This is a genomic window from Micromonospora sp. NPDC047762, from assembly GCF_043204655.1.
Lineage (GTDB): Bacteria > Actinomycetota > Actinomycetes > Mycobacteriales > Micromonosporaceae > Micromonospora.
In genome coordinates this window covers 733,955-758,673 of sequence record NZ_JBIDCQ010000002.1, presented here as the reverse complement: position 1 = coordinate 758,673, position 24,719 = coordinate 733,955, and the positions used below count along the sequence as shown (strand labels likewise).

Annotated in this window: 22 protein-coding genes and 1 pseudogene; 11 read left to right on the top strand and 12 right to left on the bottom strand. The window is 71.9% G+C overall.

What is annotated here, in order from left to right; genetic code table 11:
• The first annotated feature begins 210 nt into the window (after positions 1-210).
• From ACGF3C_RS09105 to ACGF3C_RS09095, 3 genes are all read left to right on the top strand, one after another.
• Positions 211-381: a DUF5679 domain-containing protein gene (locus ACGF3C_RS09105; protein ID WP_167457767.1), complete on the top strand. Its 171-nt coding sequence runs from the start codon at positions 211-213 to the stop codon at positions 379-381.
• A 221-nt stretch (positions 382-602) separates the two neighbouring features.
• Complete coding sequence (locus ACGF3C_RS09100; protein ID WP_357232357.1) at positions 603-1,715, top strand: TOMM precursor leader peptide-binding protein; 1,113 nt, start codon at positions 603-605, stop codon at positions 1,713-1,715.
• Entirely contained in the window at positions 1,712-3,058 is a 1,347-nt protein-coding gene (locus ACGF3C_RS09095) for an ABC1 kinase family protein (RefSeq protein ID WP_393220227.1), read from the top strand. Before ACGF3C_RS09100 ends, ACGF3C_RS09095 begins: the two co-directional genes overlap by 4 nt.
• A 340-nt stretch (positions 3,059-3,398) precedes the next feature.
• Here the strand turns inward: ACGF3C_RS09095 and ACGF3C_RS09090 are convergent, their stop codons facing one another.
• From ACGF3C_RS09090 to ACGF3C_RS09080, 3 genes are all read right to left on the bottom strand, one after another.
• Entirely contained in the window at positions 3,399-3,764 is a 366-nt protein-coding gene (locus tag ACGF3C_RS09090; RefSeq protein ID WP_030490434.1) for a WhiB family transcriptional regulator, read from the bottom strand.
• 130 nt (positions 3,765-3,894) lie between these two features.
• The gene (locus ACGF3C_RS09085) at positions 3,895-4,110 is read right to left on the bottom strand and encodes a hypothetical protein (RefSeq protein WP_393220773.1); all 216 of its coding nucleotides are present in this window, start codon (positions 4,108-4,110) and stop codon (positions 3,895-3,897) included.
• Between the two features lie 154 nt (positions 4,111-4,264).
• Positions 4,265-6,430 (bottom strand): ATP-dependent DNA helicase UvrD2, encoded by a 2,166-nt coding sequence (locus ACGF3C_RS09080; RefSeq protein WP_393220222.1) that lies wholly within the window; start codon positions 6,428-6,430, stop codon positions 4,265-4,267.
• A gap of 92 nt (positions 6,431-6,522) precedes the next feature.
• Between ACGF3C_RS09080 and ACGF3C_RS09075 the strand changes: the two genes are divergently transcribed.
• Positions 6,523-6,765, top strand: coding sequence for a mycoredoxin (locus tag ACGF3C_RS09075; protein ID WP_112681335.1), 243 nt, complete (start codon positions 6,523-6,525; stop codon positions 6,763-6,765).
• A 190-nt stretch (positions 6,766-6,955) separates the two neighbouring features.
• Here ACGF3C_RS09075 and ACGF3C_RS09070 read toward each other — a convergent pair.
• Positions 6,956-8,173, bottom strand: a pseudogene (locus ACGF3C_RS09070) (MFS transporter); the annotation flags it as partial.
• Between the two features lie 214 nt (positions 8,174-8,387).
• Between ACGF3C_RS09070 and ACGF3C_RS09065 the strand changes: the two are divergent.
• The 3 genes from ACGF3C_RS09065 (at position 8,388) to ACGF3C_RS09055 (ending at position 10,192) form a co-directional block, all read left to right on the top strand.
• Positions 8,388-9,368, top strand: a complete 981-nt coding sequence (locus tag ACGF3C_RS09065) for a helix-turn-helix transcriptional regulator (RefSeq protein ID WP_357204783.1) — start codon at positions 8,388-8,390, stop codon at positions 9,366-9,368.
• A gap of 74 nt (positions 9,369-9,442) precedes the next feature.
• Positions 9,443-9,682, top strand: coding sequence for a DUF397 domain-containing protein (locus ACGF3C_RS09060; RefSeq protein WP_357204785.1), 240 nt, complete (start codon positions 9,443-9,445; stop codon positions 9,680-9,682).
• 234 nt (positions 9,683-9,916) lie between these two features.
• Positions 9,917-10,192 carry a hypothetical protein gene (locus ACGF3C_RS09055; protein WP_357230283.1) on the top strand — a complete coding sequence of 92 codons (276 nt, stop codon included), beginning with the start codon at positions 9,917-9,919 and terminating at the stop codon, positions 10,190-10,192.
• Between the two features lie 128 nt (positions 10,193-10,320).
• On the opposite strand, the gene nudC is transcribed toward ACGF3C_RS09055, so the two are convergent.
• The 4 genes from nudC to ACGF3C_RS09035 are packed head-to-tail and all read right to left on the bottom strand — an operon-like array spanning position 10,321 to position 15,094.
• On the bottom strand, positions 10,321-11,280 hold the full coding sequence (nudC, locus tag ACGF3C_RS09050; RefSeq protein WP_357204788.1) for an NAD(+) diphosphatase: 960 nt from the start codon (positions 11,278-11,280) through the stop codon (positions 10,321-10,323).
• Between the two features lie 37 nt (positions 11,281-11,317).
• Positions 11,318-12,661, bottom strand: coding sequence for a M16 family metallopeptidase (locus ACGF3C_RS09045; RefSeq protein ID WP_393220215.1), 1,344 nt, complete (start codon positions 12,659-12,661; stop codon positions 11,318-11,320).
• Positions 12,658-13,968 (bottom strand): M16 family metallopeptidase, encoded by a 1,311-nt coding sequence (locus ACGF3C_RS09040; RefSeq protein ID WP_393220212.1) that lies wholly within the window; start codon positions 13,966-13,968, stop codon positions 12,658-12,660. Before ACGF3C_RS09040 ends, ACGF3C_RS09045 begins: the two co-directional genes overlap by 4 nt.
• Before the next feature lie 10 nt (positions 13,969-13,978).
• Positions 13,979-15,094, bottom strand: coding sequence for an LLM class flavin-dependent oxidoreductase (locus ACGF3C_RS09035; RefSeq protein WP_357230292.1), 1,116 nt, complete (start codon positions 15,092-15,094; stop codon positions 13,979-13,981).
• A gap of 173 nt (positions 15,095-15,267) precedes the next feature.
• On the opposite strand from ACGF3C_RS09035, the gene ACGF3C_RS09030 reads away from it, so the two are divergent.
• From ACGF3C_RS09030 to ACGF3C_RS09015, 4 genes are read left to right on the top strand one after another with little or no spacing between them, the layout of a single operon-like run.
• Positions 15,268-16,332, top strand: coding sequence for an ABC transporter substrate-binding protein (locus ACGF3C_RS09030; RefSeq protein WP_393220208.1), 1,065 nt, complete (start codon positions 15,268-15,270; stop codon positions 16,330-16,332).
• Positions 16,329-17,108: an ABC transporter ATP-binding protein gene (locus ACGF3C_RS09025; protein ID WP_355008194.1), complete on the top strand. Its 780-nt coding sequence runs from the start codon at positions 16,329-16,331 to the stop codon at positions 17,106-17,108. The genes ACGF3C_RS09030 and ACGF3C_RS09025 overlap by 4 nt, the downstream gene beginning before the upstream one ends.
• Positions 17,098-17,982 carry an ABC transporter permease gene (locus ACGF3C_RS09020; RefSeq protein WP_357230298.1) on the top strand — a complete coding sequence of 295 codons (885 nt, stop codon included), beginning with the start codon at positions 17,098-17,100 and terminating at the stop codon, positions 17,980-17,982. The genes ACGF3C_RS09025 and ACGF3C_RS09020 overlap by 11 nt, the downstream gene beginning before the upstream one ends.
• A 1-nt stretch (position 17,983) precedes the next feature.
• On the top strand, positions 17,984-18,439 hold the full coding sequence (locus ACGF3C_RS09015) for an Rrf2 family transcriptional regulator (protein WP_357230300.1): 456 nt from the start codon (positions 17,984-17,986) through the stop codon (positions 18,437-18,439).
• A gap of 243 nt (positions 18,440-18,682) precedes the next feature.
• Here ACGF3C_RS09015 and ACGF3C_RS09010 read toward each other — a convergent pair whose 3' ends face one another.
• From ACGF3C_RS09010 to ACGF3C_RS08995, 4 genes are all read right to left on the bottom strand, one after another.
• Complete coding sequence (locus ACGF3C_RS09010; RefSeq protein ID WP_357223468.1) at positions 18,683-18,883, bottom strand: hypothetical protein; 201 nt, start codon at positions 18,881-18,883, stop codon at positions 18,683-18,685.
• Positions 18,884-19,128: 245 nt separating this feature from the next.
• Positions 19,129-20,442, bottom strand: coding sequence for a DEAD/DEAH box helicase (locus tag ACGF3C_RS09005; protein WP_357223465.1), 1,314 nt, complete (start codon positions 20,440-20,442; stop codon positions 19,129-19,131).
• Positions 20,443-20,666: 224 nt separating this feature from the next.
• Positions 20,667-20,870 carry a cold-shock protein gene (locus ACGF3C_RS09000; protein ID WP_007464836.1) on the bottom strand — a complete coding sequence of 68 codons (204 nt, stop codon included), beginning with the start codon at positions 20,868-20,870 and terminating at the stop codon, positions 20,667-20,669.
• Positions 20,871-21,096: 226 nt separating this feature from the next.
• Positions 21,097-24,612, bottom strand: coding sequence for a UvrD-helicase domain-containing protein (locus ACGF3C_RS08995; RefSeq protein WP_393220202.1), 3,516 nt, complete (start codon positions 24,610-24,612; stop codon positions 21,097-21,099).
• Between the last annotated feature and the right edge of the window lie 107 nt (positions 24,613-24,719).

Sequence of the window (24,719 nt, the reverse complement as noted above, 5' to 3'; positions counted from 1 at the left end):
ACCTATTTCGCCATGCACACTCTCGACGTCGACTTCCTCACAGTGTCGATGCACAGCTGACATGGAACTGCCCAGACCTGGGTAGGGTCCGCGGACCAGCGGTCACGAAGGTGGCCGCGGAGTGAGACCCAGCGCCGGCGCCCCGTGTGGCCCGCCGCCGGGCACCCCGCCGGGACGGTTTTGACCGGCGGACGAGACGAGGAGGGCACCGTGGCCGACCAGGCCCAGACGACCTACAACGGTTACTGCGTGAAGTGCAAGGAGAAGCGGGACTTCGAGGGGCACGTCGAGGTCTCGAAGACCGGAATGAACATGGCCAAGGGCAAGTGTCCGGTATGCGGTACAACAGTGAACCGCATCCTGGGCAAGGCCAAGGTCTGACCCGAACGGGTGAACGGGGGTGGGGTGGCCGGGTGGCCACCCCACCCCCGTCGCCAGATCGGGAGTGGTGACACCGCTGCGGCACCCCTGTCGGGTGGCCGACAACAGGCGGGAAGGGCTGTGGAAAACTCGTGAAATCCTGTGGATAGCGCTGGATAGCGGCCTGACCGCCTGTGGACAACGATCGACCGAACGCGAAGATGCGGTCACGATTCGTGACCATGAGCCGCACCGTACTGCCCCGCCCCACCCTGCTGCCCGGCCTCAACCGGCTCTGGCGGGACCGACACACCCTCCAACTCGGCGTCGGCCCCGGGCCAGCCGCCCTACTGGAGTTGGCCAATCCCCGCGCCGCCCACCTGCTCGACCTGCTCGACGGCACTCGCAGCGAGCGGACCGTGCTGATCCAGGCGGCTTCCGCCCAGGTCAGCGCCGACGACGCGCGTACCCTGCTCGACACCCTGCGGGCCGCCGGCCTGTTGGTGGCCGCGCACAGCCTGCTCCCCCGCGACCTGACCGGCCCGGTCCGCGCCCGGCTCGCGGCGGAGGCCGGCGCGCTGGCACTGGCCGCCGCCCGACTGCCCGGCACCCCCGCGCAGGTCCTGCGTAGGCGGCGGGCGGCCCGCGTCCTGCTCACCGGTGCCGGGGCGCTCGGCGGGCCGCTGACCGTGGCACTGGCCCAGTCCGGCGTGGGACAGGTGATTCCCCAGCTCACCGGCTCGGTACGCCCCGTCGATCTGATCGGCACGGGCATCCCCGCCGCTGAACTGGGTCGGCCACTCGGACCGGCGGTGCGGGCCGCGGTCAACCGCGTCGCACCCGGCACCGGCACCCGTCCGAGCCGCACCGGGCGGATCGACCTGGTGATCCAGCTCGGCACGGACCGGCCCCCGGCGCTGCTGGCCGCCGGTCTCGCCCAGCGCCGGCAGCCGCACCTGCTGGTCACACTGCGCGAGGGCGTACCGGTGATCGGGCCGTTGGTCCGCCCACCCGCCGGGCCCTGCCTGCACTGCGTCGAGCTGCACCGGGCCGACCGCGACCCGGACTGGCCCCGGCTCGCCGCGCAACTCGCCGCCGCCGACCCGGTGGCCGCCGCGACGACCGGCACGCTGCTCGTCGCCTGCGGGTACGCCCTGGCCGAGGCGCTGACGCAGCTGGACGGCGGCCACCCGGAGACGCTGGGCAGCGCCATGGAGATCACCGCTGCCGGCCGTTTCCGTCGTCGGGGCTGGCCGCCACACCCGGCGTGTGCGTGCTCGCGAGGGCGAGTGTCCGCACCAGCCCCGCCGCAGAGCAGCAGCGGGGCCCTCCGGTCGGTAACAATGACCGGGTGACCGACATCCCGCGCCGCGCCGTGTCCCGCACCGCCAAGCTCGCCGCCCTGCCGCTCGGCTTCGCCGGCCGGACCGTTCTCGGGATGGGCAAGCGCGTCACCGGGCTGGCCTCCGACGTGATCTCCGCGGAGATTCAGCAGCGCACCGCCGAGCAGCTGTTCAGCGTGCTGGGCCAGCTCAAGGGCGGGGCGATGAAGTTCGGCCAGGCGCTGTCGGTCTTCGAGGCCGCGTTGCCGGAGGAGATCGCCGCGCCCTACCGGCAGGCGCTGACGAAGCTGCAGGAGGCGGCGCCACCGCTGCCGGCCGCCAGCGTGCACAAGGTGCTGGCCGAGCAGCTCGGCCCCGACTGGCGGGACCTGTTCGTCGAGTTCAACGACGTCCCGGCCGCCGCCGCGAGCATCGGTCAGGTGCACCGGGCGCGGTGGCGCGAGCCGGGCTTCGACGAGTCGGACGAACCGAACAGCCGCGACGTGGCGGTCAAGATCCAGTATCCGGGGGCAGGCGACGCCCTGCTCGCCGACCTCAAGCAGCTCTCCCGACTGGGCGGAATGTTCCGGGCCATCCAGCCCGGCCTGGACGTCAAGCCGCTCCTGGCCGAGCTTCGCGAACGGATCACCGAGGAGTTGGACTACGAGCTGGAGGCCGAGTCGCAGCGCACCTTCGCCGCCGCGTACGCCGACGACCCGGAGATCTACATCCCGGAGGTGATCAATGCCTCGCCCCGAGTGCTGGTCACCGAATGGATGACCGGCACCCCGCTGGCCGACATCATCCGTGAGGGCACCGAGGAGGATCGGGACGAGGCGGGTCGGTTGATGGCCACCCTGCACCTCTCCGCGCCGCAACGGGCCGGGCTGCTGCACGCCGACCCGCACCCGGGAAACTTCCGGCTGCTGCCCGACGGTCGACTCGGGGTGATCGACTTCGGTGCGGTGGCCCGGATGCCGGAGGGCACCCCGGAGCCGATCGGTCGTATCGCCGCGACGGCGCTGCGCGGCGATGCCGACGAGGTCGTGGCGGGGCTGCGGTCGGAGGGGTTCATCGGCTCAGCCGAGGAGATCGACGCCGAGGGGGTGCTCGACTTCATCCGCCCCATGCTGGAGCCCATAGCGGCGGACGGCTTCCGGTTCACCCGGGCCTGGCTACGGGCCGAGGCGGGTCGACTGGCCAGCCCTCGCTCCCCCACGTACCAGCTGAGCAGGCAGCTCAACCTGCCGCCGTCGTACCTGCTGATCCACCGGGTGACGCTCGGGTCGATCGGGGTGCTCTGCCAGTTGGAGGCGAAGGCGCCCTACCGAAGCATCCTGGAGCGCTGGCTGCCCGGTTTCGCCCCGGTCGCCTGACCGTCGAGGCCCGGGGCGGCTGATCACGTCGAGGCCCGGGCGGCTGATCACATGGGGAAGGGCGGGTGCCAGTCGGCACCCGCCCTTCTGCGTGGCGTGGTACTAGAGAACGCCCAGGTCGCGGGCCGCCTTGTTGCGGCTGGTCATGGCGACGGTACGGGCGGATCGGGTTGCCTCAGTGCTCGTGGTGGTACGACCGGCCTGAGGCCGACGCATTCGAGCCCGGGTCAACGCTTCGTGGAGTAGTTGCATTTCGAAGGCTCCACTCGGAACGTTCAACATCGTTTTCTCACTCACTGCCGGTGTGCCACCGGCGTAGTTGGAACGGGTCGGGAACATGTCAGGCTGCCAGCCGGACCGCGCCGCGCACCTCGGACAGCCCACTGGCCGCCAGGCGCGCCTCGGCCTCGACCCGAAGCTCGGCGTCACGGGCGACGTCCTCCTTACGCGGACGGCCACGAGGCCGCTTACGCGGGACAACCGCGCCACGCTCAAAGATCTCGCCGCCCCAGACGCCCCACGGCTCCGCTCGCTCAACGGCTCCGGCCAGGCATTCGACACGCAGCGGGCAGTCCCCGCAGAGTGACTTGGCCAGCTCGAGCTCGGTGGGCGAGTCGGAGAACCACAGGTCGGGGTCGAACTTCCGGCAGGGCAGGTTCGCCTCCATCTCGACGCTCATGTCGAGGGGGGCCAACGCCAGACTCATCTCCCGGTCACCTCTCTCTCACTTCGATCTCGTGGATCGCATTCCGACGTACTTACGGCGGGCAAAAAACTGAGGCCGCGGATCCCGGTAAGCGGGTTCCGCGGCCTCGAGGTGAGCCGGAGTCTGATGGTCAGACCGGTTTACCTCGAGGTGGAACGCCGCGGACATCCATGCGCTTCTTGGCGACCTGGATGCCATTGCCCGTGAAGCCACTGGTCCCCTCGACTCCAGCGGGCGCGACGGTCAGGGTCAGCTCGGCCTGAACCTGGTGCACCTGTGGAACCGACGGTCGTGCAGCCGCAAGGGCCACCCGGACAGCCGACAGCGGAGCGCAGACAGACGGCATCGCCGCCAGACGCTCATAGGTGAAGATCTTCACGGGTGCCACCTCCCTCACGTTCCTCGAATCGACTGGACCGACCTCGTGAGCAGCCGGAATGGCGCCGCTCGCGTGGTGTGTCCTGAGGCTATTCCTCGCGCCGGGGCGAGGGCAAACGAATTTACGACGAGATTTCGAAAGTTTTCTCCGGGCAGACATCGTCCACCCCGGCGCCGGCTACGAGAGCCAGCACAGACTCCCCGTAGAGGCCCAGCTTGCGAGGACCGATACCGGCGATGGCGATCAGCTCCTCCGAGCGGCCCGGTCGCCGCTCGGCCAGGGCGACAAGCGTCGCGTCGGTGAAGACCACGTAGGCCGGGACCTTCTGCGCACCAGCCACCCGCTGTCGCCACTCGCGCAGCCGTTCGTGCAGCTCATCGTCTATGTCGGACGGGCAGGTGGGGCAGCGGCCGAGCTTGCGGTCCGGGCCGGCGAGCAGTGTCGCGCCGCAGATCCGGCAGGAGACGATCTGGGTTCGCCGTCGCTCGGGACCGCGGGCCGGACCGGTGCCGCCGGTGGCTCGTTCCGTGCCGCCGGAGCGGTCCAGTTGGGGCAGGAACCGCGACGGCCGCCGGGCCCGTCCGCCCGGCGAGCGCGCCGCGGCGTACGACAGCCAGAGCCATTCCCGGGCGCGGGTGATCCCGACGTAGAGCAGCCGGCGCTCCTCCTCGACCTGTTCGACGGTCTTGGCGTAGGTGGTGGGCAGGGTGCCCTCGGCGAGGCCGACCAGGAAGACGGCGTCCCACTCCAACCCCTTGGCCGAGTGCAGGGACGCCAGCGTCACGCCGTCCACCGTCGGCACGTGCTGCTGGGCGGCCCGGCGCGCCAACTCCTCGGTGAAGTCGGTGAGGGTGACCGGGGGCTCCACCGAGGCGGCCTCGCCGATCGGCACTACCTCGGGGGTGGCCGCGTACTCCTCGGCGAGCTGGACCAGCGCGGACAGCGCCTCCCATCGCTCGCGGGCGGCGCCGCCGGCCGGGGGTGCGTCCGGGGCCCAGCCGACGGCGGTGAGCGCCTCGACGACGGCGGCCGGCAGCGGTGTCTCCCCCGGGATCGAGCGGGTGGACGCCCGCAGCGCCACCATCGCCTGGCGCACCTCGGTCCGTTCGAAGAACCGCTCGGCGCCCTGCACGACGTACGGCACCTCGGCCTCGGTCAGCGCCTTCTCGTACGCCTCGGACTGCGCGTTGACGCGGAACAGCACGGCGATCTCCTTCGCCGGTGTGCCCGCGTCGATCAGCGACCGGCAGCGCGCGGCCACCGCGTTCGCCTCGGCCGGCTCGTCGGTGAAGATCCGCAGGTCCGGCTCGGGGCCGGGTGGACGTTGCCCGCTCAACTCCAGCCGCAGGCGCGCCTCGGTGCCCCGGGCCTGGGAGATCACCGCGTTGGCCAGCCCGACCACCTGCGGGGTGGAGCGGTAGTCACGGACCAGCCGGACCACCGTGGCGTTGCGGTGCCGGCGGGGAAAGTCGACCAGGTACGCCGAGGTCGCCCCCGTGAACGAGTAGATCGTCTGGCTGGCGTCGCCGACAACGGTCAGGTCGTTGCGGCCGGCCAACCAGGCGTCCAGCAACCGCTGCTGGAGTGGGTTGACGTCCTGGTACTCGTCGACCACGAAGTGCCGGTACTGGCTGCGGATCTGCTCGCCGACGTCCGGGTGCTCCTCGATGCCCCACACCGCGGCCCGCAGCATGTCCTCGAAGTCGATCACGCCGTTCGACCGTTTGAGCTGCTCGTACGCGGTGAACACGTCGGCGACCTTCGTCGGCTCGTGCGGTGTGTCGCGCAGGGCCCGGGCAGCGGCCACCACGTATTCGGTCGGCTCGACCAGCGACGACTTCGCCCACTCGATCTCGCCGGCCAGGTCGCGGGCGGCGGCCCGGTCGGTACGCAGGCCGACCCGCGCGGCGGCGAGGGTGACCAGTCGTACCTTGCTGTCCAGCAGTTCGGGCATGGCACGGCCGGCCAGCAGCCGGGGGGCGAAGTACCGCACCTGGCGCAGCGCGGCCGCGTGGAATGTCCGCGCCTGGACACCCTGCGCCCCCAGCAGGGTGAGACGGTGTCGCATCTCGGCGGCGGCCCGGGCGGTGAAGGTGACAGCGAGCACGTGGCGGGGGGAGATCTCCCCGGAGAGAGCCCGGTGGGCGATTCGGGAGGTGACCGCCCGGGTCTTGCCGGTGCCGGCGCCGGCCAGGATGCAGACCGGGCCCGCAGGTGCGGTCACGGCGGCGCGTTGCTCCGGGTCCAGCCCGGCGAGCACCTGTTCCGACGCTGAGTGAACCACCACAACCAGGAATCATCTCAGCTCCTCCCAGCGTTGCAGCGAACAGCCTCGGCTTGATCCCCAAGTCGCGGCCGGAGGAGTTGGAGGATCCGACCATGCTGACGATGTATTCCACCCCCTGGTGCGGCTATTGCCACCGGCTGAAGTCGCAGCTCGACCGGGAGGGCATCGGGTACGAGGTGGTCGACATCGAGCAGGACCCGAAGGCCGCGGACTTCGTGATGAGCGTCAACGGCGGTAACCAGACGGTGCCGACGCTGCGTTTCGCCGACGGCAGCGCCCTGACGAATCCCTCGATCACCCAGGTGAAGCAGCACCTGGAGACGCTCAACGCCTGATCCGCCGGTTCAATCTCGGTGCGCGGCCGCCCCACCCGGGGCGGCCGCTCGTCGTGTTCGGGAACGGGTCACGGTGGCCGCTGTCGGTGGGTGCCGGGAGCCCTGGTCGGTCGGCGTCCTCGGCCGGACGACGGGGTGCCGGGAGCCCTGGTCGGTCGGCGTCCTCGGCCGGACGACGGGGTGCCGGGAGCGTCGGGCGGGTGGGCGGCGTCGGCGGGCGGGCCCCGGCCGGGGCGCTCAGGTGCCGGCCCCGCCACAGGTAGCTGCCGGCGGCCAGGGTGGCCATCCCGACCAGCGCGAACAGCAGCCGGTAGTCCAGGAACCCGACCAGCAGGGCCCCCGCCCCGATGGAGACCGCCTGCGGCCCGCGGACCACCGCCTGGGTGGCGGCGGCGACCCGGCCGACCAGCGAAGGCGGCGTGCGGCGCTGGATCAGCGTGTGCAGACCCACCATCGTCAGCGGAAGCGAGACCCCGGCCAGCAGCACCGCCGCGAACCCGAGCCACAGATCGGGGAACGCGAGCGCGAGCGCGGCCGGAGAGAAGAAGGCGACCCCGGCGGCCAGTGTGCCGACCTCTCCGAGCCGGCGGACCAGCGTCGGTGAGCAGAGTCCACCGAGCAACCCACCGATGCCCTGCACTGTGAACAGCACCCCCACGAACGCGGCATCCCGGTTCAGCCCCTGGTCGACGTAGGCGAAGATGAGCGACTCGCTGAAGCCCATCACCAGTGACCCGAGCCCGTAGCCGAGCAGGGCCCGCCGCAGGGCCGGCTCGCCGGCCAGGTGCCGCAGACCGGCGACCAGTTCGGCCGGCCACCGCAGCCGGACGGCCGGTGGCCGCTGCTGCGGGGTGGGCAGCGCGGTGACCACCGCCGCCGCGATCAGAAATCCGACCATGCCGATCCCGGCCAGCGCCCATCCGCCGAGCGCCGCGTAGAGCGCCGCGCCCACCAGCGGGCCGGCAAGTCGAATCCCCTGACGTACGGTCTGCAGAACGCCGTTCGCCTCCGCCAGCAGCTCGATCGGCACCATCTCGCGAATGAGTCCACTGAGGGCCGCGCCGAGCGTGATGGACGAGAGCCCGTACAGGGCCGCCACCAGATAGACGACCCAGACGTCGCCCGCGTCGCGGACGGTGAACAACGGAGCGAGCAGGGCTGCGGTGAACACGTTCGCGGCCACGAAGAACGGTCGGCGCGGGTAACGGTCGACAACCCAGCCGACCAGCGGCGCCATCGTCATCGGAGCGATGACCGCGAAGATCGTGGCACCGGCCAACCCGTTCGAGCCAGTCAGATCCTTGACCCAGATGGCGAGTGCGAGCAGCAGGATCGACTCGGCGGTCATGCTGGCCAGCAGACCGCCGAAGAGCAGGCGGAAGTCGGGTCGGCGCAGGATCGTGCGCATGGGTCCCTCCGGCGGGATGGCGTGCCCGGGTGGGCGAGGTCGACGGGCCGCGACCGCGGGTCCGTCGTCATCCGGCATTCCCGTGGTGCGATTTTCGCAAGACACGCCCTCGCCGGAACCTCCGACACCGGTCGCGCCGTCCATACTGACCGTGGGGGGCGAATTTCATACAGTTACCGTCGCGTCTGCGGCGGTCGACGGGAAAGAGGACACTGTGCCTCCTGCCGCACCCAGCCCGATCCTGCGTCGTCGCCGGTTGGGCATCGAACTGCGCCGCCTACGTGAGGCCGCGGGCCTCACCGGCGATCAGGTCATCGAGCGTATCGGTTGGGCCTCCGCCTCCAAACTGTCCCGCCTTGAGAACGGCCGTAGCCGACCGGACCCGCAGGACGTCGGCGACCTGCTCGACCTCTACGGCGCCGACCAGGCACTGCACGACGAGCTGCTGGGCATCACCAACGAGGCCGGCGACATGCGCGGCTGGTTGAAGAACTTCCCGGTGATGACGCAGCAACAGCGCGGTTGGGCCGAGTTGGAGGCGGGCTGCGCGGAGATCTCCGAGTACAACCCGGTGCTGGTGCCGGGCCTGTTGCAGACCCCCGGGTACGCCCAGCTCCGGATCGTGTCGGCCCGGCAGGTGAACGCGGGCGCGGGCGAGCCGGAGCCCGGCGACGAGCCGGAGACCGAGGTGCAGGCGCGGCTGGCCCGCCAGTCGCTGCTGACCCGCGAGCCGCACGCTCCCCGCTACACGGCCGTGTTGGAGGAGGCGGCTCTCGGCCGCCGGGCCGGGCCGCCGGAGGTGCTGCACGAACAGCTGCTCCAGCTCTGCGAGTTGGCGCTGCTGCCGAACGTGGCCCTGCACGTGCTACCCCGGGACACCCAGATCGGCGATTGGTACCTTCCGCCGACCGCCTTCTCGGTCTATCGGTTCGCCGATCCCCTCGATCCGGAGACATTGGCCATCGAAGGTGGCTTCACCGACGTCATGTCGACCGAGGCAATCACGCTAAATCGCTATAAAGTGGTGTTCGAGTGGCTATGCAAGGCGGCACTTAACGCCTCGGACACCCTCTCCTGGCTGATCGAGGCGACGGGACGGCTGACCGAGGCGACGCCCCCATCCACAGTGGCGTTCGGTCCGGCAACGGCGCCGACCCAACGCCGCCGGGAATCGGGGCGACTGACGGACCGGTGATCCACGGGGGACCTGCCGTCGGGACGTGCGGCACCACTCGTCCCATCGGATCGCTGCACATCAGGAGCAGAACCATGAACGAAATCCGCAACACGCCGTCCGTCTCCGCCCACTCGTTGGCGGACGCCCCGTGGCGTACCAGCACACGCAGTCAGACCTCCAACTGCGTGGAGGTCGCCCCACTGGCCGCCGGCCCGTCGGCGGTCGCCCTGCGCGACAGCAAGGACCGGGGCGGCCCGGTGCTGCTGTTCAACCGCGCGGGATGGCTCGGCTTCATCACCGGGGCGAAGAAGGGCCAGTTCGATCTGAACTGATCCGGTGACTGGTACGGGGCCGTCGGCGCACTGCCGGCGGCCCCGTCGCGTCGTACCCGCAGGCTCGGTCGCTCCGCGACCCGCGACCCTGCTGAGCAGGCATCCGCCGATCGGACGAGGCTCGAAACCGATAGGCGCGTTTCAGTTGCTGCGACGAACACGGGGCGTAACATGGCCTCGAGTACGTGGAACTTCCACACTGGCTCATCCGTCGCGGTTCATCCGGAGACCCTCATGCGGTTCCTGATCGTTCGCACCGACATCCGCGCCGTCGCTGACGGGGACATCGCCGCCGCCTGGGCGGACGGCCACCGACTTCGCGACGAGACGACCACGCCCGAGCCGCGCCGGCAGACCGTCCACGCCGAGAACCGGGACGCCGCGCTGCAACTGGCCCGCGCCCTGGCCACCGTCGGCGCGGTCCGCGCCGGCAAGCAACGGGTCAAGGTCCTCCCGCTGATCGAGGCGCGGCCCGCCTTCCGACGCAGACCGGGCCGCACCGGCACCTGATTCCACAGGTCGTCCGTCGTGGTCGGACCGGCTCCCCCGCCGCGTTTGATCGCACCCGCTGACCACGACGGCCCGTGTTCCCGGCCCGTGACCGCCGCGGCAACGGCGGCCACGGGTCGGGACCGTGCTCAGCTGTCGGCGTCCGTCCAGCCGTCCAGCCAGCGGTGGATGAGAAACAGCGCGATCGACGACGGAGGCGGCAGGATCAGCCGGGCCCCGTCGCCCACGTCCACCGTCTGCCCGGCCAACGCCGCCCCGATCTCCCGGCGGGAGAACCACCGGGCGTACGCGATCTCGGACGGGTCGACCCGCACCGGCTCGGCCGGATCGGCGGTGGCCAGGAAGCCCAGCATCAGCGAACCGGGGAACGGCCAGGCCTGGCTGCCCACGTACCCGATGCGCTCGACGCCGATGCCCACCTCCTCGCGGACCTCGCGCAGCACAGCCGCCTCCGCCGACTCCCCCGGCTCGACGTAGCCGGCCAGGCAGGAGTAGCGGCGACCACCCGGGGTGCCCTGCCAGCCGGCGTTGTTGCCGAGTAGGCAGTGGCCGTCCGGGCCGTCCACGCCGTCGTGAACGAGCACGATCATCGCCGGGTCGGTACGCGGCCAGATCCGCCCACCGTTGCGGTCCACCCGGGACCAACCGGCCTCGTCCATCGCGGTCGGCGCGCCGGTGCTCGTCGAGTAACCGTGTCGGGTGTGCCAGTTGACCAGCGCCAACGCGGTGGTGAAGATGCCGGCCTCCCGGTCGGCGAGCAGGTGACCCACCTCCCGGAGGTGGACAGCCCGGGTTCCCGGGATCGCCGGAAGAGGCGCGTCGACAGCGAAGACCGGCACTCCGTCCGGCTCGACACCCAGGAACATCGCCACCGACTCCGACCCGGCGGGCACGTCGGCCGCCCCGAACAGCACCAACGTCGGAGGCGACGTCTCGGTACGGGCCAGCGTCCGACCCTCGTCGGTCGAGTCGAGCAGCAGCACCCGGGCGCGCAACCACGCCTCGGTCAACCACTGCGGGTCACCACGCCGGTGCGCGGCCCGATCCAGCGTGGACCGCGCCAACGGCGGCGCCGCCTCCCCGCTCACGTCAGCGCCCCGCTGCTGAGCCCCATGGCCTGCTCGCTCACGCCTGCTGCTCGGTCTGCACAGTGGTCAGCGCGGCCAGCCCCGGGGTGACCCGCTCCGCGTCGCCGAGCACCACGATCGCCGCCCGGGCCGGGGCCAGGTAGCGGGCCGCCGCCTGCGCGACGTCGTCGATGCTCGCCTTCGCCAACCTCGCCGCGTACTCGGCGAGGAAGTCCAGGCGCAGACCGTTGCCGGCGTACGCGCTGGTCAACGCCGCCAACCCGGCCTGGGTGGACATGCCGAGCTGGAGGGTGCCCAGGGCGTACTGCCGGGCCTGCTCCAACTCCTCGGGCTTCGGCGGCAGCGACGCCAACCGACCCAGCTCGTACGTCGTCTCCAGCAGCGCCGGGCCGGTGACCTCGGTGGCCACGTCGGCGGCGGCGACCAGCACCGACCCGGCGACGGAGTGCTCGATCACCGAGTGCGGGCCGTACGTGTAGCCCTTGTCCTCGCGGATGTTCTCCACCCACCGGGAGGAGAAGTAGCCGCCGAAGATCAGGTTGGCCAGTTGCAGTGGGGCATGGTCCAGGTCGGTGCGAGACACCGCCGGCAGCGCGATCCGCAGCGAGGACTGCACCGAGCCCGGCCGGTCGACCAGCACCAGCGGCCCCGGCTCCAGTGGCGGGGTCGCCGGCAGTTCGGCCACCCGCCCGGCACCCGACCAGCCACCGAGCGCCCGCTCGGCCGCGTCCAGTGCCTTCTCCGGCTGGACGTCACCGACCAGCACCAACTGCGCGCCGGTCGGGTGGACCCGCTCCGAGTGCAGGGTGCGCAGCGCCGCCGGTCGGACGGCACGGATCTGGCCGGGCTCCGGCGTCTGCGTCGCGTACGGGTGCCGGCCGTAGATCCGCTTGAGCAGCGCCTCCCGGGCCAGGTGCGAAGGCTGGCTCTGTGCCACCTGGATCCGGTCGACGAGTCGGTCCCGTTCGGTGGCCACCTCGTCACCGGGGTAGCTGGCGCCGGTCAGCACCTCGGCCAGCAGCTCCAGCATCCGGTCCAGACCGGTGACCAGGCCGGCGCCGGAGAGCATCAGCCGGTCCGGGTCGACGCCCGCGGAGAGCCCGCCGCCCACCTTCTGCAACTCGGCGGCGATCTGCACGCTGGACATCGACCCGGTGCCGGAGAGCATGGTCTGCGAGAGCATCGCGCCGCGGGCCAGGTGGACCCGGCCGAACGGCACCCAGAGCCGCAGTTCGACAAGGGGTACGGCGGGCCGGCGTACGGCGATCACGGTGAGCCCGTTGCGCAGTGTGCGCTCGGCCTGCTTGGGCACCTTGAGCTTGCGGTTCGGCCCGAGCGGCGGCAGCGTACGCGGGTGGGCGGGAGCGGTGGTGACACTCATCGGGCGCCTCCGGCGATGACCTCGATGGCGGCCCGGCGCTCCGGGCGCAGGGTGGCCGCGGCGGCCCGGACCTGCTCCTCGGTGACCTCGCCGACCAGCCGGGGCAGTTCGTTGAGCAGACCCGGTTCGCCGCGTTGCTGCTCCAGCACTGCCATGCGTAGCGCCCGACCGAGCACAGCGTCGGTGTCCCGCAGCAGGTGGGTCGCCATCCGGGCCTGGGTGCGGGCCAGCTCGCCGTCGGTCAGCCCGTCGGTGGCCAGCCGGTCCAGTTCCTCGTCGATGGTGCGCAGCACCTTGTCCACGTCGCCACCGGGCGGCAGGTGCGCCTGCAACAGCAGCGCGGTGGGGTCGCGGACGTCGAACGGGTCGCCCATGAAACCGAGGTATCCGCCGAGGCTGGTCACCGTACGGTCCCGCTGCACCAGTCGTTCGACAAGCCGCGACGCGTCGCCGTCGGTGAGCACCTCGGCCAGCACCACGTACGGCAGGTAGCCGGCGAAGTCGGAGACCGGGTCGGGCACGCGCCAGGCGCCGGCCACCGCCGGCAGCGGCGCCAGGGCGTCGGTGTACGAGGTGCGCCGCTCGGTGGTCAGGTCGGGCTCGGTGAAGTCGGGCCGTTGCGGTGCCGGCCGGGCCGGCACGTCGCCGAAGTGCCGGGTGACCAGCTCGGTCGCCTCGGCCACGTCGATGTCCCCGCTGACGGCCAGTACGGCGTTGCCGCTGGCGTAGTAGCGGCGGAAGAAGTCCGCGGCGTCGGCGACGGTCGCCGACTCCAGGTCGTCGAAGGAGCCGTAGCCGTCGTGGGCGTTGGGGAAGGTGTCGAACATGACCGGAGGCAGGGTCAGCCACGGGAAGCCGCCGTACGGCCGGTTGAGCACGTTGACCCGGATCTCCTCCTTGACCACGTCGACCTGGTTACGCAGGTTCTCCTCGGTCAGCCGGGGGCCCCGCATCCGGTCCGCCTCCAGGAACAGCGCGCGTTCCAGCGCGTTGCTCGGCAGCGTCTCGAAGTAGTCGGTGTAGTCCAGGTGGGTGGAGCCGTTGAAGGTGCCGCCCGCCCCCTGCACGTGCCGGAAGTGGGCCAGCTTCTCCAGGTTCTCCGAGCCCTGGAACATCAGGTGCTCGAAGAGGTGGGCGAAGCCGGTACGCCCCTCCGGCTCCGAGCGGATGCCCACGTCGTAGACCACCGCCACCCCGATCACCGGGGCACTGCGATCGGGGGTGAGCACCACCCGCAGGCCGTTGTCGAGGGTGAACCGCTCGACCGGATACTTCGTCGCTGGAATTCTGGATCTCCGCGCCGCCACGGAGTCGACCCTAGCGCGTCGACACCTCCGCCACCCGCGACCTTCCCGGAGCCGCCGCGACCGGGGCTGTCACCAGGGGCAGCACCTCGGCGCCGACCCGCTCGGCCTCCTCGCGGTGCGGCCAGCCGGAGAGGATGAACTCGTCGACGCCGAGCGCGGCGTACTCGTCGATTCGGGCCGCGACCTCGGCGTAGCTGCCGACCAGCGCGGTGCCGGCGCCCTCGCGGACCAGGCCGACGCCGGCCCAGAGGTTCGGTGCGACGGTGAGGCCGTCGGTGCGGCCGGCGTTCAGCGCGGCCATCCGGGTCTGACCCACCGAGTCCATCCGACGGAACCGGGCCTGGGCGGCGGCGATCCGCTCCGGGCTCATCCCGGCCAGCAGCCGGTCGGCCTCGGCCCACGCCTCGGCGCTGGTGGGGCGGGCGATGACGTGCAGCCGCAGGCCCGTGCGCAGGGTGCGGCAGTGCTCGGCGGCGAGCGCCCGGACCCGGGCGACCCGGGCCGCGATGGACGTCGGTGGTTCACCCCACATCAGGTACACGTCGGCCTGCCGGGCGGCCACCGTCTCGGCGGCCGGGGACGCGCCGCCGAAGTAGACCGGCGGCGGCGCGGCGAGTGGGGTGGCCAGGCCACCGCCGTCGACCCGGTAGTGCTTTCCGGCGTAGTCGAACGGCCCGCCGGCCCAGGCACGGCGAAGCACCTCGACGAACTCGCCGGTGCGCGCGTAGCGATCGTCGTGCCCGAGGAAGTCGCCGTACGCCCGCTGCTCGGCCGGGTCGCCCCCGGTCACGATGTTGAGCGAGAGCCGGCCGCCCGAGACGGCCTGGAACGCCTCGGCCTGCTGGGCGATCAGGGTGGGCAGCGCGAAACCGGCCCGGACCGCGACCAGCATGCCGAGCCGTTCGGTGTGCTGGGCGACCGCGGCGCAGACGATCCACGGGTCGGGGCAGCCGGCACCCACCGGGGTGAGAACGGCGGTGAACCCGTTCGTCTCGGCGGCCCGGCCAACCTCGGCCAGGTAGGCCACCGTCGCGGCCCGGTCGTGCCTCGCGGCGCCCGCGGTGACGGTGGCGGCACCGACCTGGTCGCCGTCGCCAGAGGTGGGCAGGAACCAGTGGAAGGTCATCGCGAAGTCGCCTCTCTGCCGGTGACCGATCGCCGATTACCCTAGCAAGCTGGTAGGAAATACCGACATAATTGAGATGCTCCATCCCGCCATGTGGATGGGCCTTGACGCTGACCGCAGCCTGGCCCACTCTTCCTACCAACTAAGTAGGAATACTGCGGATTGGATGGACGATGAGACGGCTCCCCCTGCGCCGGTTGGTCACCCTGGCCACCCTCGCCGTGGTCGGCGCGGCGACCCTGGGCGGCACCGCCGCGTGCGGCGACGACAGCGAGGGCGCGGGCGGCAGCTCCGGCCCGGTCACGCTGCGCCTCGGCTACTTCCCCAACATCACCCACGCGCCGGCCGTCGTCGGCGTGGAGAAGGGCATCTTCACGGAGAAGCTCGGCACCAACGTCAAGCTGGACCCGAAGACCTTCAACGCCGGCCCGGCCGCCATCGAGGCGGTCTTCTCCGGTGCGCTGGACGCCACCTACATCGGTCCGAACCCGACGGTGAACGCCTTCTCCAAGTCCAAAGGCGAGGCCGTCCGGGTCATCTCCGGCGCGGCCTCCGGCGGCGTGGCGCTGGTGGTCAAGCCCAGCATCACCGGCGCGCAGGACCTGAAGGGCAAGAAGATCGCCACCCCACAGCTGGGCAACACCCAGGACGTGGCGATCCGGTACTGGCTCAAGCAGCAGGGCCTCACCACCACCAAGGAGGGCGGCGGCGACGTCAAGATCGTGCCGCAGGAGAACTCCCAGACCGTCGAGACGTTCAACAGCGGCGCGATCGACGGCGCCTGGGTGCCCGAGCCGTTCGTCTCCCGCCTGGTCAACGCCGGCGGCAAGGTGCTCGTCGACGAGCGCGACCTGTGGCCGGACAAGAAGTTCGTCATCACCAACCTGCTGGTGAGCACCAAGTTCCTCAAGGCACACCCGGACGTGGTGCAGAGGCTGGTGGACGGTCAGGTGGCCGCCAACGAGTTCGTCAACACCAAGCCGGACGAGGCGCAGCAGGCCATCTCCGACGCGATCGGCAAGATCACCGGAAAGCCGCTCGATTTGAAGCTCATCAAGCAGGCGTGGCCGACGTTGGAGTTCACCAACGACCCGATCTCGTCCTCCCTGAAGGCCGGGCTCGACCACGCCGTCGACGTCGGCCTGACCGAACCGGTGGACCTCAAGGGCCTGTACGACCTGAAATACCTCAACAACGCGCTCAAGGCGCAGGGCAAGCCCGAGGTCGTCCAGCCATGACGTCGACCACGACGACGCCGCAGAGCGCGACCACAGCGGTCGCGCTCTCCGGCGTGACAAAGGTGTACGGGCGCGGGGCGAACGCCGTCCTGGCCCTGGACGGAGTGTCGCTGGACGTCGCACCCGGCGAGTTCGTCTGCCTGGTCGGCGCGTCCGGCTGCGGCAAGAGCACCCTGCTCAACCTGGTGGCCGGGCTGGACCGGGTCAGCGGCGGGCAGATCACCCTGGGCGGCGACGTCAACCCGGGCCTGATGTTCCAGGAGCCGGCGCTCTTCCCGTGGCTGACCGTCGACGCCAATGTGGAGGTGCCCCTCAAGCTTCGCCGACTGCCCCGGGCCCAGCGTCGCGAGCGGGTGGCCGAGCTGCTGCGCACCGTCCACCTGGCCGACTTCGGCCGTAAGCGCCCGCACGAGCTCTCCGGCGGGATGCGGCAGCGTGTCGCGCTCGCCCGCACGCTGGCCCTGGACACTCCGGTGCTGCTGATGGACGAACCGTTCGGCGCGCTGGACGCGATGACCCGGGACATCCTGCACGACGAGTTGGAACGGATCTGGTCCGAGCGCAAGCTCTCGGTGCTCTTCGTGACGCACAACGTCCGCGAGGCGGCCCGGCTGGCCGACCGGATCATCCTGCTCTCCAGCCGACCCGGCCGGATCATCTACTCCACCGAGGTGAACATCCCGCGCCCTCGCCGGATCGACTCCCCCGAGGTCGCCGCCATCGCCGCCGAGGTCACCGAGCGGCTCCGTACGGAGGTGGGCCGCCATGGCCAGTGACACCCTCACCAGTTCGGCGCGTACCGACGCGGAGATCACCGGCCTCGACGCGCTGGAAATCGCCGGTCGGGACAAGGAGGTCTCCCGGGGCGCCCGGATCTGGGCGGCCACCTGGCCCAAGCTCGCCGCACTGGCCATCGCCATCGCAATCTGGCAGGCCGTGGTCTGGACCGGGTGGAAGGACCCGTGGGCCCTGCCGGGCCCAGGGCCGGTCTTCGCCGACCTCGCCGACTACTTCCTGAGTCAAGCGCTCTGGGACGGGCTGGCCACCACGGCACGGCGTGCGGTGATCGGCTTTGCCGCCGCAGTGGCCGTCGGGCTGCTGCTCGGCCTCGGCGTCTCTCGGTCGAAGGTGCTCCGGGCCGCCATCGGGTCCATGATCACGGCACTACAGACGATGCCGTCGATTGCCTGGTTCCCCCTGGCGATCCTGCTGTTCGAACTCAGCGAACAGGCGATCTTCTTCGTGGTGGTGCTCGGTGCCGCGCCGTCCATCGCCAACGGTGTCATCCATGGCGTGGACTACGTCCCGCCGCTGCTGCAGCGCGCCGGCCGCAACCTGGGTGCCCGAGGTCTGAACCTGTACCGGTACGTCATCGCGCCGGCCGCGTTGCCCGCGATCGTCGCCGGCCTCAAGCAGGGCTGGGCCTTCGCATGGCGGAGTCTGATGGCCGGTGAATTGCTCGTGGTCATCGCCGCGCGAACGTCGATCGGCGCTCAGCTCACCTACGCGAGGGATTTCTCGGACGCGGAACGGCTGATGGCCATCATGATCGTCATCCTGGTCGTCGGACTCCTCGTAGACACCGCGTTCGGCGCTGCGGACAAGGCGATCCGGCGCCGCTGGGGCGTACTGGACCAGGCTGGTCAGTGACGTGTTCGTCTCCGCGCGCAGCGACTACGCGCTCCGGGCGATGCTCGCCGTCGCCGCCGCCGGTGGTGGCGGCGACGGTGACCGGGTCGGCGAGTTGGCGAAGGCGGCCAGCCTGGCCGAGGTACAGGACATCCCGCTCAGCTTCCTGCAGGGCATCCTGCTCGACCTGCGCCGGGCCGGTCTGCTGCACAGCCATCGCGGCGCCGACGGCGGGTACGCGCTGACCCGCCCGGCCGACGAGATCACCGTCGGAGACGTACTGCGTGCGGTCGGCGGGTCGCTCACCACGGTGCGCGGTCTGCCGGCCGAGCGGGCCGGCTATCACGGAGTGGCCGCCGGGCTCACCGACGTCTGGCTGGCGGTGCACGGGGCGATCGCCACTGTGGTCGACAGCGCCACCCTGGCCGACCTGCTCACCCACGCCCCCGTCAGCCCCATCCCCACACCCCCCGCCTGACCCGCCCCACCCCACCCCGCCCACTTCCGTCTCGCGATCTTGCACTTTCTGTCGCCGCGTATGAGACGTAACGGCCCATACCGGCAACAGAAACTGCAAGATCGGCGCGGTGGTTGGTGTGGGGTGGGGGGTGTGGGGTGTGGGGGCGATGTGGTCGGGTCGGTGCCCCGCCGACCCGACCACATCTCGTACCGATCCTGACCGGGCCTGCCCCTCCGCCGGCACCGGTAGGCCGGTCGCTGCTCAGCCCACGTGTGCGGTCGCCGGGCTGAGGCCCGGGTCGCCAGGACTGCGCAGCTCCACCAGACCGGCGGGAGCGTTACCCGCCGGGGTGGCATGCCAGGGCGCGAAGGCCGCAACCATGGCGAGCAACAACCCGGCGAGCGCGACCGCGACCACCAGGATCAGTTCACGCAGCGCACCCGAGCCGGCTTCGCCCGCCATGGTCACCCCTCCCGAGCCGGGCCCCCGCCCGACTTCCCCCCGTCGGTCAGCCTCGACCACGACCGACCGGGGCGCAGTCGGCCAGCCGACCCGGACGAGGCTGATTACCGACTCAGCAGAGGGGGCCACCCGGCGCGGCCGGCTGACCGGTCGGGCCGGGCCGACAGCCGACCGGCCGGGGTCACCGCGCAGACAAAACCGACCCGCCTCGCCGAAGCGGGACGGGTCGGTCGACGCGCAGAAGATCAGACGGTACGGGGGCGACGCGGCCGACGGGACCGGCCCGACGCGCGGTGCGCCGGACGGGCGCCACCATCGGTGGCCGAGCCGCCGGAGGTACGGGTCCGAGAGGCGGGTGCCGGCGGAGCGACGATGGTCACCGGCACACCGGACGGCTCGCGCGCACCGGTCACCCGGGCCAGCGCTCCGTCACCCGCGCGCACCTGGACCGACTCGGGCCGGATACCGGCGGTGGCCATCAGCCGGGACACGTCCCGGCGCTGCTCCGGCAGGACCAGGGTGACCACGGAACCCGACTCGCCGGCCCGGGCGGTACGGCCGCCGCGGTGCAGGTAGTCCTTCGCCTCGGTCGGCGGGTCCACGTTGACCACCATGTCCAGGCCGTCCACGTGGATGCCACGGGCTGCCACGTCGGTGGCGACCAGGGCGGTCACCTGACCGTTGCGGAACTGCTCCAGGATCCGGGTGCGCTGCGGCTGGGACTTGCCGCCGTGCAGCGCCGCCGCGCGTACGCCCTTGGAGAGCAGCTGGCGGGCCAGCCGGTCGGCGCGGTGCTTGGTGCCCATGAACAGGATGGTGCGGCCCTCACGGGCGGCGATCCGGGTCAACGCGTCGGGCTTGTCCGCAGCGTCGACGTGCAGCACGTGGTGGGTCATCGCGGTGACCGTCGCGGTGCCCGGGTCGACCGAGTGGGTGACCGGGTTGCTCAGGAAGCGGCGGACCAGCCGGTCCACACCGCCGTCCAGGGTCGCGGAGAAGAGCATCCGCTGCCCCTGCGGCGCGACCTGCTCCAGCAGCTTGGTGACCTGCGGCAGGAAACCCATGTCGGCCATCTGGTCGGCCTCGTCGAGCACGGTGATCTCGACCTGGTCGAGCCGGGCGTCGCCACGGTTGATCAGGTCGTGCAGCCGACCGGGGGTGGCGACGACAACCTCGGCGCCGGCGCGCAGGGCGTCCGCCTGCCGCTGCAACGACAGGCCGCCGACCACTGTGGCGCAGCGCAGCCCGACGGCGCGGGCGTACGGGGCCAGGGCGGTGGTGACCTGCTGAGCCAACTCGCGGGTCGGCACCAGCACCAGGGCCAGCGGGCGGCCCGGCCGCGCCTTACGGCCGACGGTGCGGGACAGCAGAGGAAGCCCGAAGGCGAGGGTCTTGCCGGAGCCGGTGCGACCCCGGCCCAGCACGTCCCGGCCGGCGAGCGAGTCGGGCAGCGTCGCCGTCTGGATCGGGAACGGCTCGGTGATGCCCTGCGCGGTCAGCGCGGTGAGCAGCGCCGGCGCCAGACCGGTATGAGCGAAAGAGGGAATAACTGTGGTCATGCGGAAGCCTTCCTCGACGCGGCACGTGTCGAGGGAGGGCACCGAAATCGGCGCTGTCAACCAGCGGAACAAGGCCGCCAGGACTCACAAGCACGAACCGAAAGGGAGTACAGGCCGGCCCGCCGCCGGGCCGCCGCCTGCGTAGGCAGGCGGCGGCGGGGCGGGCCGGTCCCGTCACCGTCACACCCGGAGGGCGCGACAGGTAATGCTGACCGATCCGAAGATCAGAGCGGGCGGATGTTCTCCGCCTGCGGGCCCTTCTGGCCCTGGGTCACCTCGAACTCGACCCGCTGGTTCTCGTCCAGGCTCCGGTAGCCGGAGGACTGGATCGCCGAGAAGTGGGCGAAGACGTCGGCGCCGCCGCCGTCGGGGGTGATGAAGCCGAAGCCCTTGTCAGCGTTGAACCACTTCACGGTGCCAATAGCCATGTGTTTCGTCTCCTTGACGGAACGTCGGACACGCACGTGTTGCGTGCCCGAAGAGGAGCGCTCCGCGCGGGGATGCGCGAATCGCCTGTCGCTTCTGGTCGCCCCGCCCGGAGAACTCCGGACACAACAAAGAGCGCCTGGGGCCACAATCCCGCCAGGCGCACACAGAGTCTCTGGTAACCAAAACTGCAACCCGGTCAACCTACCACGGTTTTCCCCGCAGTGGTCAATGTTGGGCAGAATCCTCGGGCAACTGGGCGATCATGGCCGTGAGGCCGGTCACATCCAGCAGATCGGCGGGCCGGACAGTGACCCCGTGGCGGACGTAGTGGAACGCCGCGCCCACCCGGTCGACCGGCACGCCGGCCAACTCCGCCCAGGCCAGCCGGTACACCGCCAGCTGCACGGCGGCCACGTCGGCTGCCGGCCCGGTGGGCTGCGCGCCGGTTTTCCAGTCGACCACGTCGAACCGGCCACCCGGCCGGGCGAAGACCGCGTCCATCCGGCCCCGCACCACCACTGAAGCGATCACCGTGGCGAAGGGCACCTCCACCTCCACCGGTGACCGGTCGGCCCACTCGCTGGCCAGGAACCGCTCCTGAAGCTCGACCAGCGCCTCGTCGGGTGCGGCGTCGGCGTCGGCAGCGCCGGGCAGCTCGTCCAGGTCCAACAGGCGGTCGGCGCCGAAGCGCTGCTCCAACCAGGCGTGGAAGGCGGTGCCTCGACGGGCGTACGGGTTGGGTTCGGACGGCACCGGGCGACGCAGCGTACGCGCCAGCGCCGCCGGATCACGCCGCAGCGCTACCAACTGGGTGACGCTCAGCGCCCCGGGCAGCGCCACCTCGACCGCACCGGAGAGCCGGGTCAGCTCGGCGCGCTCCGCCAACAGCAGGTCCGCCTCGCGCCGCCAGCGCGCCACCTCCGGATCCACCTCCGGCTCGACCTGCTCGACCGGCTCGCCTGACTCGACAGTCGAGCCGATCGGCGTGACCGGCCCGGGGAGCGCCGGCCCGACCGGCCCGGGGAGCACCGGCGTGACCGGCCCGGCGAGCACCGGCCCGGCCGGCCCGGGGAGCGCCGGTCCGACCGGCCCGGGGAGCGCCGCCGCCGGACCGTCGGCCATCAGGCGACGCACCAGCCCGGCCGCCTCGGCCAACACCGGCCGGCGACCGCCCAGCGGGTCGGCCGGCCACTCCGCGCGGAGCACCACCTCGGCCGTGGGGTTCGTCGCGTCCGGGGTCGGCTCGGGCGCCCACGCGTCGATCAGGTGCCCCGGCCCGCCGTCGAGGCAGGCGTCGTACACCTCACGGAGGAAGACCGACGGACCTCGCGGCCGCTTCGTGCCCTCTCCCCACCAGTAACCGGAGCAGAGCAGCAGCCGGCGCGGCCGGGTGACCGCCACGTACGTCAGCCGGCGTTCCTCCCGCTCGTCGTGGGCCCGCCACGCGTCGGTGAAGTCGGTCACCGCCCGCGCCGCGGCCCGCTGGTCCCCCGCCTCGTCGAGCGCCAACTCGGGCAGCCCGTCGGCGTCGCCGCGCAGCGGGAACGGCAGCACGCCCAGCCCACCCAGCCAGTGGTCGGAGTTGCGGACCGGCCCCGGCCACAGCCCACGACTGAGCCCAGCCACCGCCACCACGTCCCACTCCAGGCCCTTGGCGGCGTGCGCGGTGACCACCTGCACCGCGCCCTCCACCACCTCGACCTCGCCCGGCGCCAGACCGCGCTCCTCGTCCTCGGCGGCGGCCAGGTAGGACAGGAACCCGGACAGGGTCGCGCCGGGCGTCTCCCCGCTGAACCGGGCCGCCACGTCGCCGAGCGCGTCCAGATGCCCCCGGGCCAGGCCCGCGTCGCCGGCACCGTCCCGGCCGGCCCGCACCGCGACCTCCACGTCCAGGCCGATGGTCCGCTCGATGTCCGCGATGAGGTCCGGCAGTGCCTGGTCCAGCCGGTAGCGCAGCAGCGCCAACTCCCGGCCGTACGCGCGCAGCCGCGCGAAACCCTCGGCCGAGTACGCCTGCGCCGGCCCGAGGTCGGCCAACGCCTCCACCAGGGTCGCCTCGTCCAACAGGTCGGGGCTGATCTCCGAGGCCTCGTCGGCGGCCACCTGTCGCCGGGCGTTCGCGATGGCCCGGGCTCGCCTGTGCAACGCCACCAGGTCACGCGGCCCGATCCGCCAACGGGCGCCGGTGAGCAACCGCAGCAGCGCGGCGCCATCGGTCGGGTCGGCCAGGACCCGCAGCGTGCAGACCACGTCACGTACCTCGGGGGTGTCCAGCAGGCCGCCCAGCCCGACCACCTCGACAGGTAGGCCCCGCTCACGCAGCGCCGACTCGATCGCCGGGATCTGGCTGCGCACCCGGACCAGCACGGCCGTCGTCGGACGGCGCTCCACCGGGATGTGTTCCGGGGCCGCGCCCGGCATCCCGGCCGCGCCACGCCAGGCGGCGAGCACGCTGTCGGCGATCCAGGCGGCCTCGTCGGCGTACGTGGGCAGCATCGCGCAGTGCACGGTGCCGCCAGCCGCGCCACCCGGGCTGCGGTGCGGGATCGGGTCCCGGACGGTCAGCGCGGAGCGCAGCTCCGGCACCCGGGCACCCGCCGCACGCAGCGGGGTGGAAAGCGCGTTCGCCACCCGGAGGATCTCCGGCCGGTTGCGCCAACTCGTGGTGAGCCCCAGCGCCGGGGCCGGCTCACCGTTGGCGCGGGCGAACTCGGTGGGGAACCGGTCCAGGGTGCCCGCGCTGGCCCCCCGCCAGCCGTAGATCGACTGGCACGGGTCGCCCACCGCGGTCACCGGGTGCCCGCCACCGAACAGCGCGTTGAGCAACACCACCTGTGCGTGGCTGGTGTCCTGGTACTCGTCGAGCAGCACCACCCGGAAGCGGTCCCGCTCGATCACGCCGACCCCCGGGTGGTCCCGGGCCACCCGGGCCGCCCGGGCGAGCTGGTCGGCGAAGTCCATCGCCTCGAAGTCCTCCTTGCGCCGGGCGTACGCCCGCACCAGCGGCAACAGGCGCAACCGGGTCTGCTGGAGGGTGAGCGCCTTACGCACGTCGGCGTACACCCGGCCCGGCCGGGACTGCACCTCGGCGAAGAACCGGCCGGTCCAGGCAGCCAGGTCGTCCGGCGCGACCAGATGCTCGTCCAGCTCCCCGGCCAGCGCCAGCACCGCGTCGGTGATGGTGCTCGGCATCCGGTCCACCTCGGACATGTCGCCGTCGTAGTTGCGCACCAGCAGGTCGACCAACTGCCAGCGGGACGCCTCGGTGAGCAGCCGGGTGGACGGCTCGTAGCCGGCCCGCAGCCCGTGCTCGGTGACGATCCGCCCCGCGTACGAGTGGTAGGTGGAGACGGTGGGTTCACCCGCGAGCGGGTCGTCCAGCGGGTCCCGCCCCTGCCTGCCGAGTCGGCGGATCAGCTGGTCGAGCCGGGTTCGTACCCGATGGGCCAGCTCGCCGGCCGCCTTGCGGGTGAAGGTCAGCCCGAGGATCTGCTCCGGCCGCACGTACGAGTTGGCCACCAGCCAGACCACCCGGGCGGCCATCGTCTCGGTCTTGCCCGACCCGGCGCCCGCGACCACCAGCAGCGGTTCCACCGGGGCGGCGATGATCGCGGCCTGTTCCCGGGTGGGCGCCGGCAACCGCAGCAGCTTGGCCAGCTCCACCGGTGTGTACCGAGGGCCGGAGTCCGCGAGTCGGGGCGTCGGCGCGGGACCCGCGCCAAACAGGGTGGGCTGACTCACCGTGCCGTCTCAGTTCCCAACACCGGCGCACTCCTCGCCCTCACGGTGCCATCTCAGTTCGTGACTGCGGGGCTCGCAAGCTCACTCCTCGCCCTCACGGGTGCCGT

Excerpts from the sequence above, each read along its gene's own strand:
- ACGF3C_RS09100 (WP_357232357.1), top strand. The coding sequence starts at position 603 with ATGAGCCGCACCGTACTGCCCCGCCCCACCCTGCTGCCCGGCCTCAAC.
- ACGF3C_RS09090 (WP_030490434.1), bottom strand. The coding sequence starts at position 3,764 with ATGAGTCTGGCGTTGGCCCCCCTCGACATGAGCGTCGAGATGGAGGCG.
- ACGF3C_RS09085 (WP_393220773.1), bottom strand. The coding sequence starts at position 4,110 with ATGCCGTCTGTCTGCGCTCCGCTGTCGGCTGTCCGGGTGGCCCTTGCG.
- ACGF3C_RS09075 (WP_112681335.1), top strand. The coding sequence starts at position 6,523 with ATGCTGACGATGTATTCCACCCCCTGGTGCGGCTATTGCCACCGGCTG.
- ACGF3C_RS09060 (WP_357204785.1), top strand. The coding sequence starts at position 9,443 with ATGAACGAAATCCGCAACACGCCGTCCGTCTCCGCCCACTCGTTGGCG.
- ACGF3C_RS09055 (WP_357230283.1), top strand. The coding sequence starts at position 9,917 with ATGCGGTTCCTGATCGTTCGCACCGACATCCGCGCCGTCGCTGACGGG.
- ACGF3C_RS09045 (WP_393220215.1), bottom strand. The coding sequence starts at position 12,661 with ATGAGTGTCACCACCGCTCCCGCCCACCCGCGTACGCTGCCGCCGCTC.
- ACGF3C_RS09035 (WP_357230292.1), bottom strand. The coding sequence starts at position 15,094 with ATGACCTTCCACTGGTTCCTGCCCACCTCTGGCGACGGCGACCAGGTC.
- ACGF3C_RS09030 (WP_393220208.1), top strand. The coding sequence starts at position 15,268 with ATGAGACGGCTCCCCCTGCGCCGGTTGGTCACCCTGGCCACCCTCGCC.
- ACGF3C_RS09025 (WP_355008194.1), top strand. The coding sequence starts at position 16,329 with ATGACGTCGACCACGACGACGCCGCAGAGCGCGACCACAGCGGTCGCG.
- ACGF3C_RS09020 (WP_357230298.1), top strand. The coding sequence starts at position 17,098 with ATGGCCAGTGACACCCTCACCAGTTCGGCGCGTACCGACGCGGAGATC.
- ACGF3C_RS09010 (WP_357223468.1), bottom strand. The coding sequence starts at position 18,883 with ATGGCGGGCGAAGCCGGCTCGGGTGCGCTGCGTGAACTGATCCTGGTG.
- ACGF3C_RS09005 (WP_357223465.1), bottom strand. The coding sequence starts at position 20,442 with ATGACCACAGTTATTCCCTCTTTCGCTCATACCGGTCTGGCGCCGGCG.
- ACGF3C_RS09000 (WP_007464836.1), bottom strand. The coding sequence starts at position 20,870 with ATGGCTATTGGCACCGTGAAGTGGTTCAACGCTGACAAGGGCTTCGGC.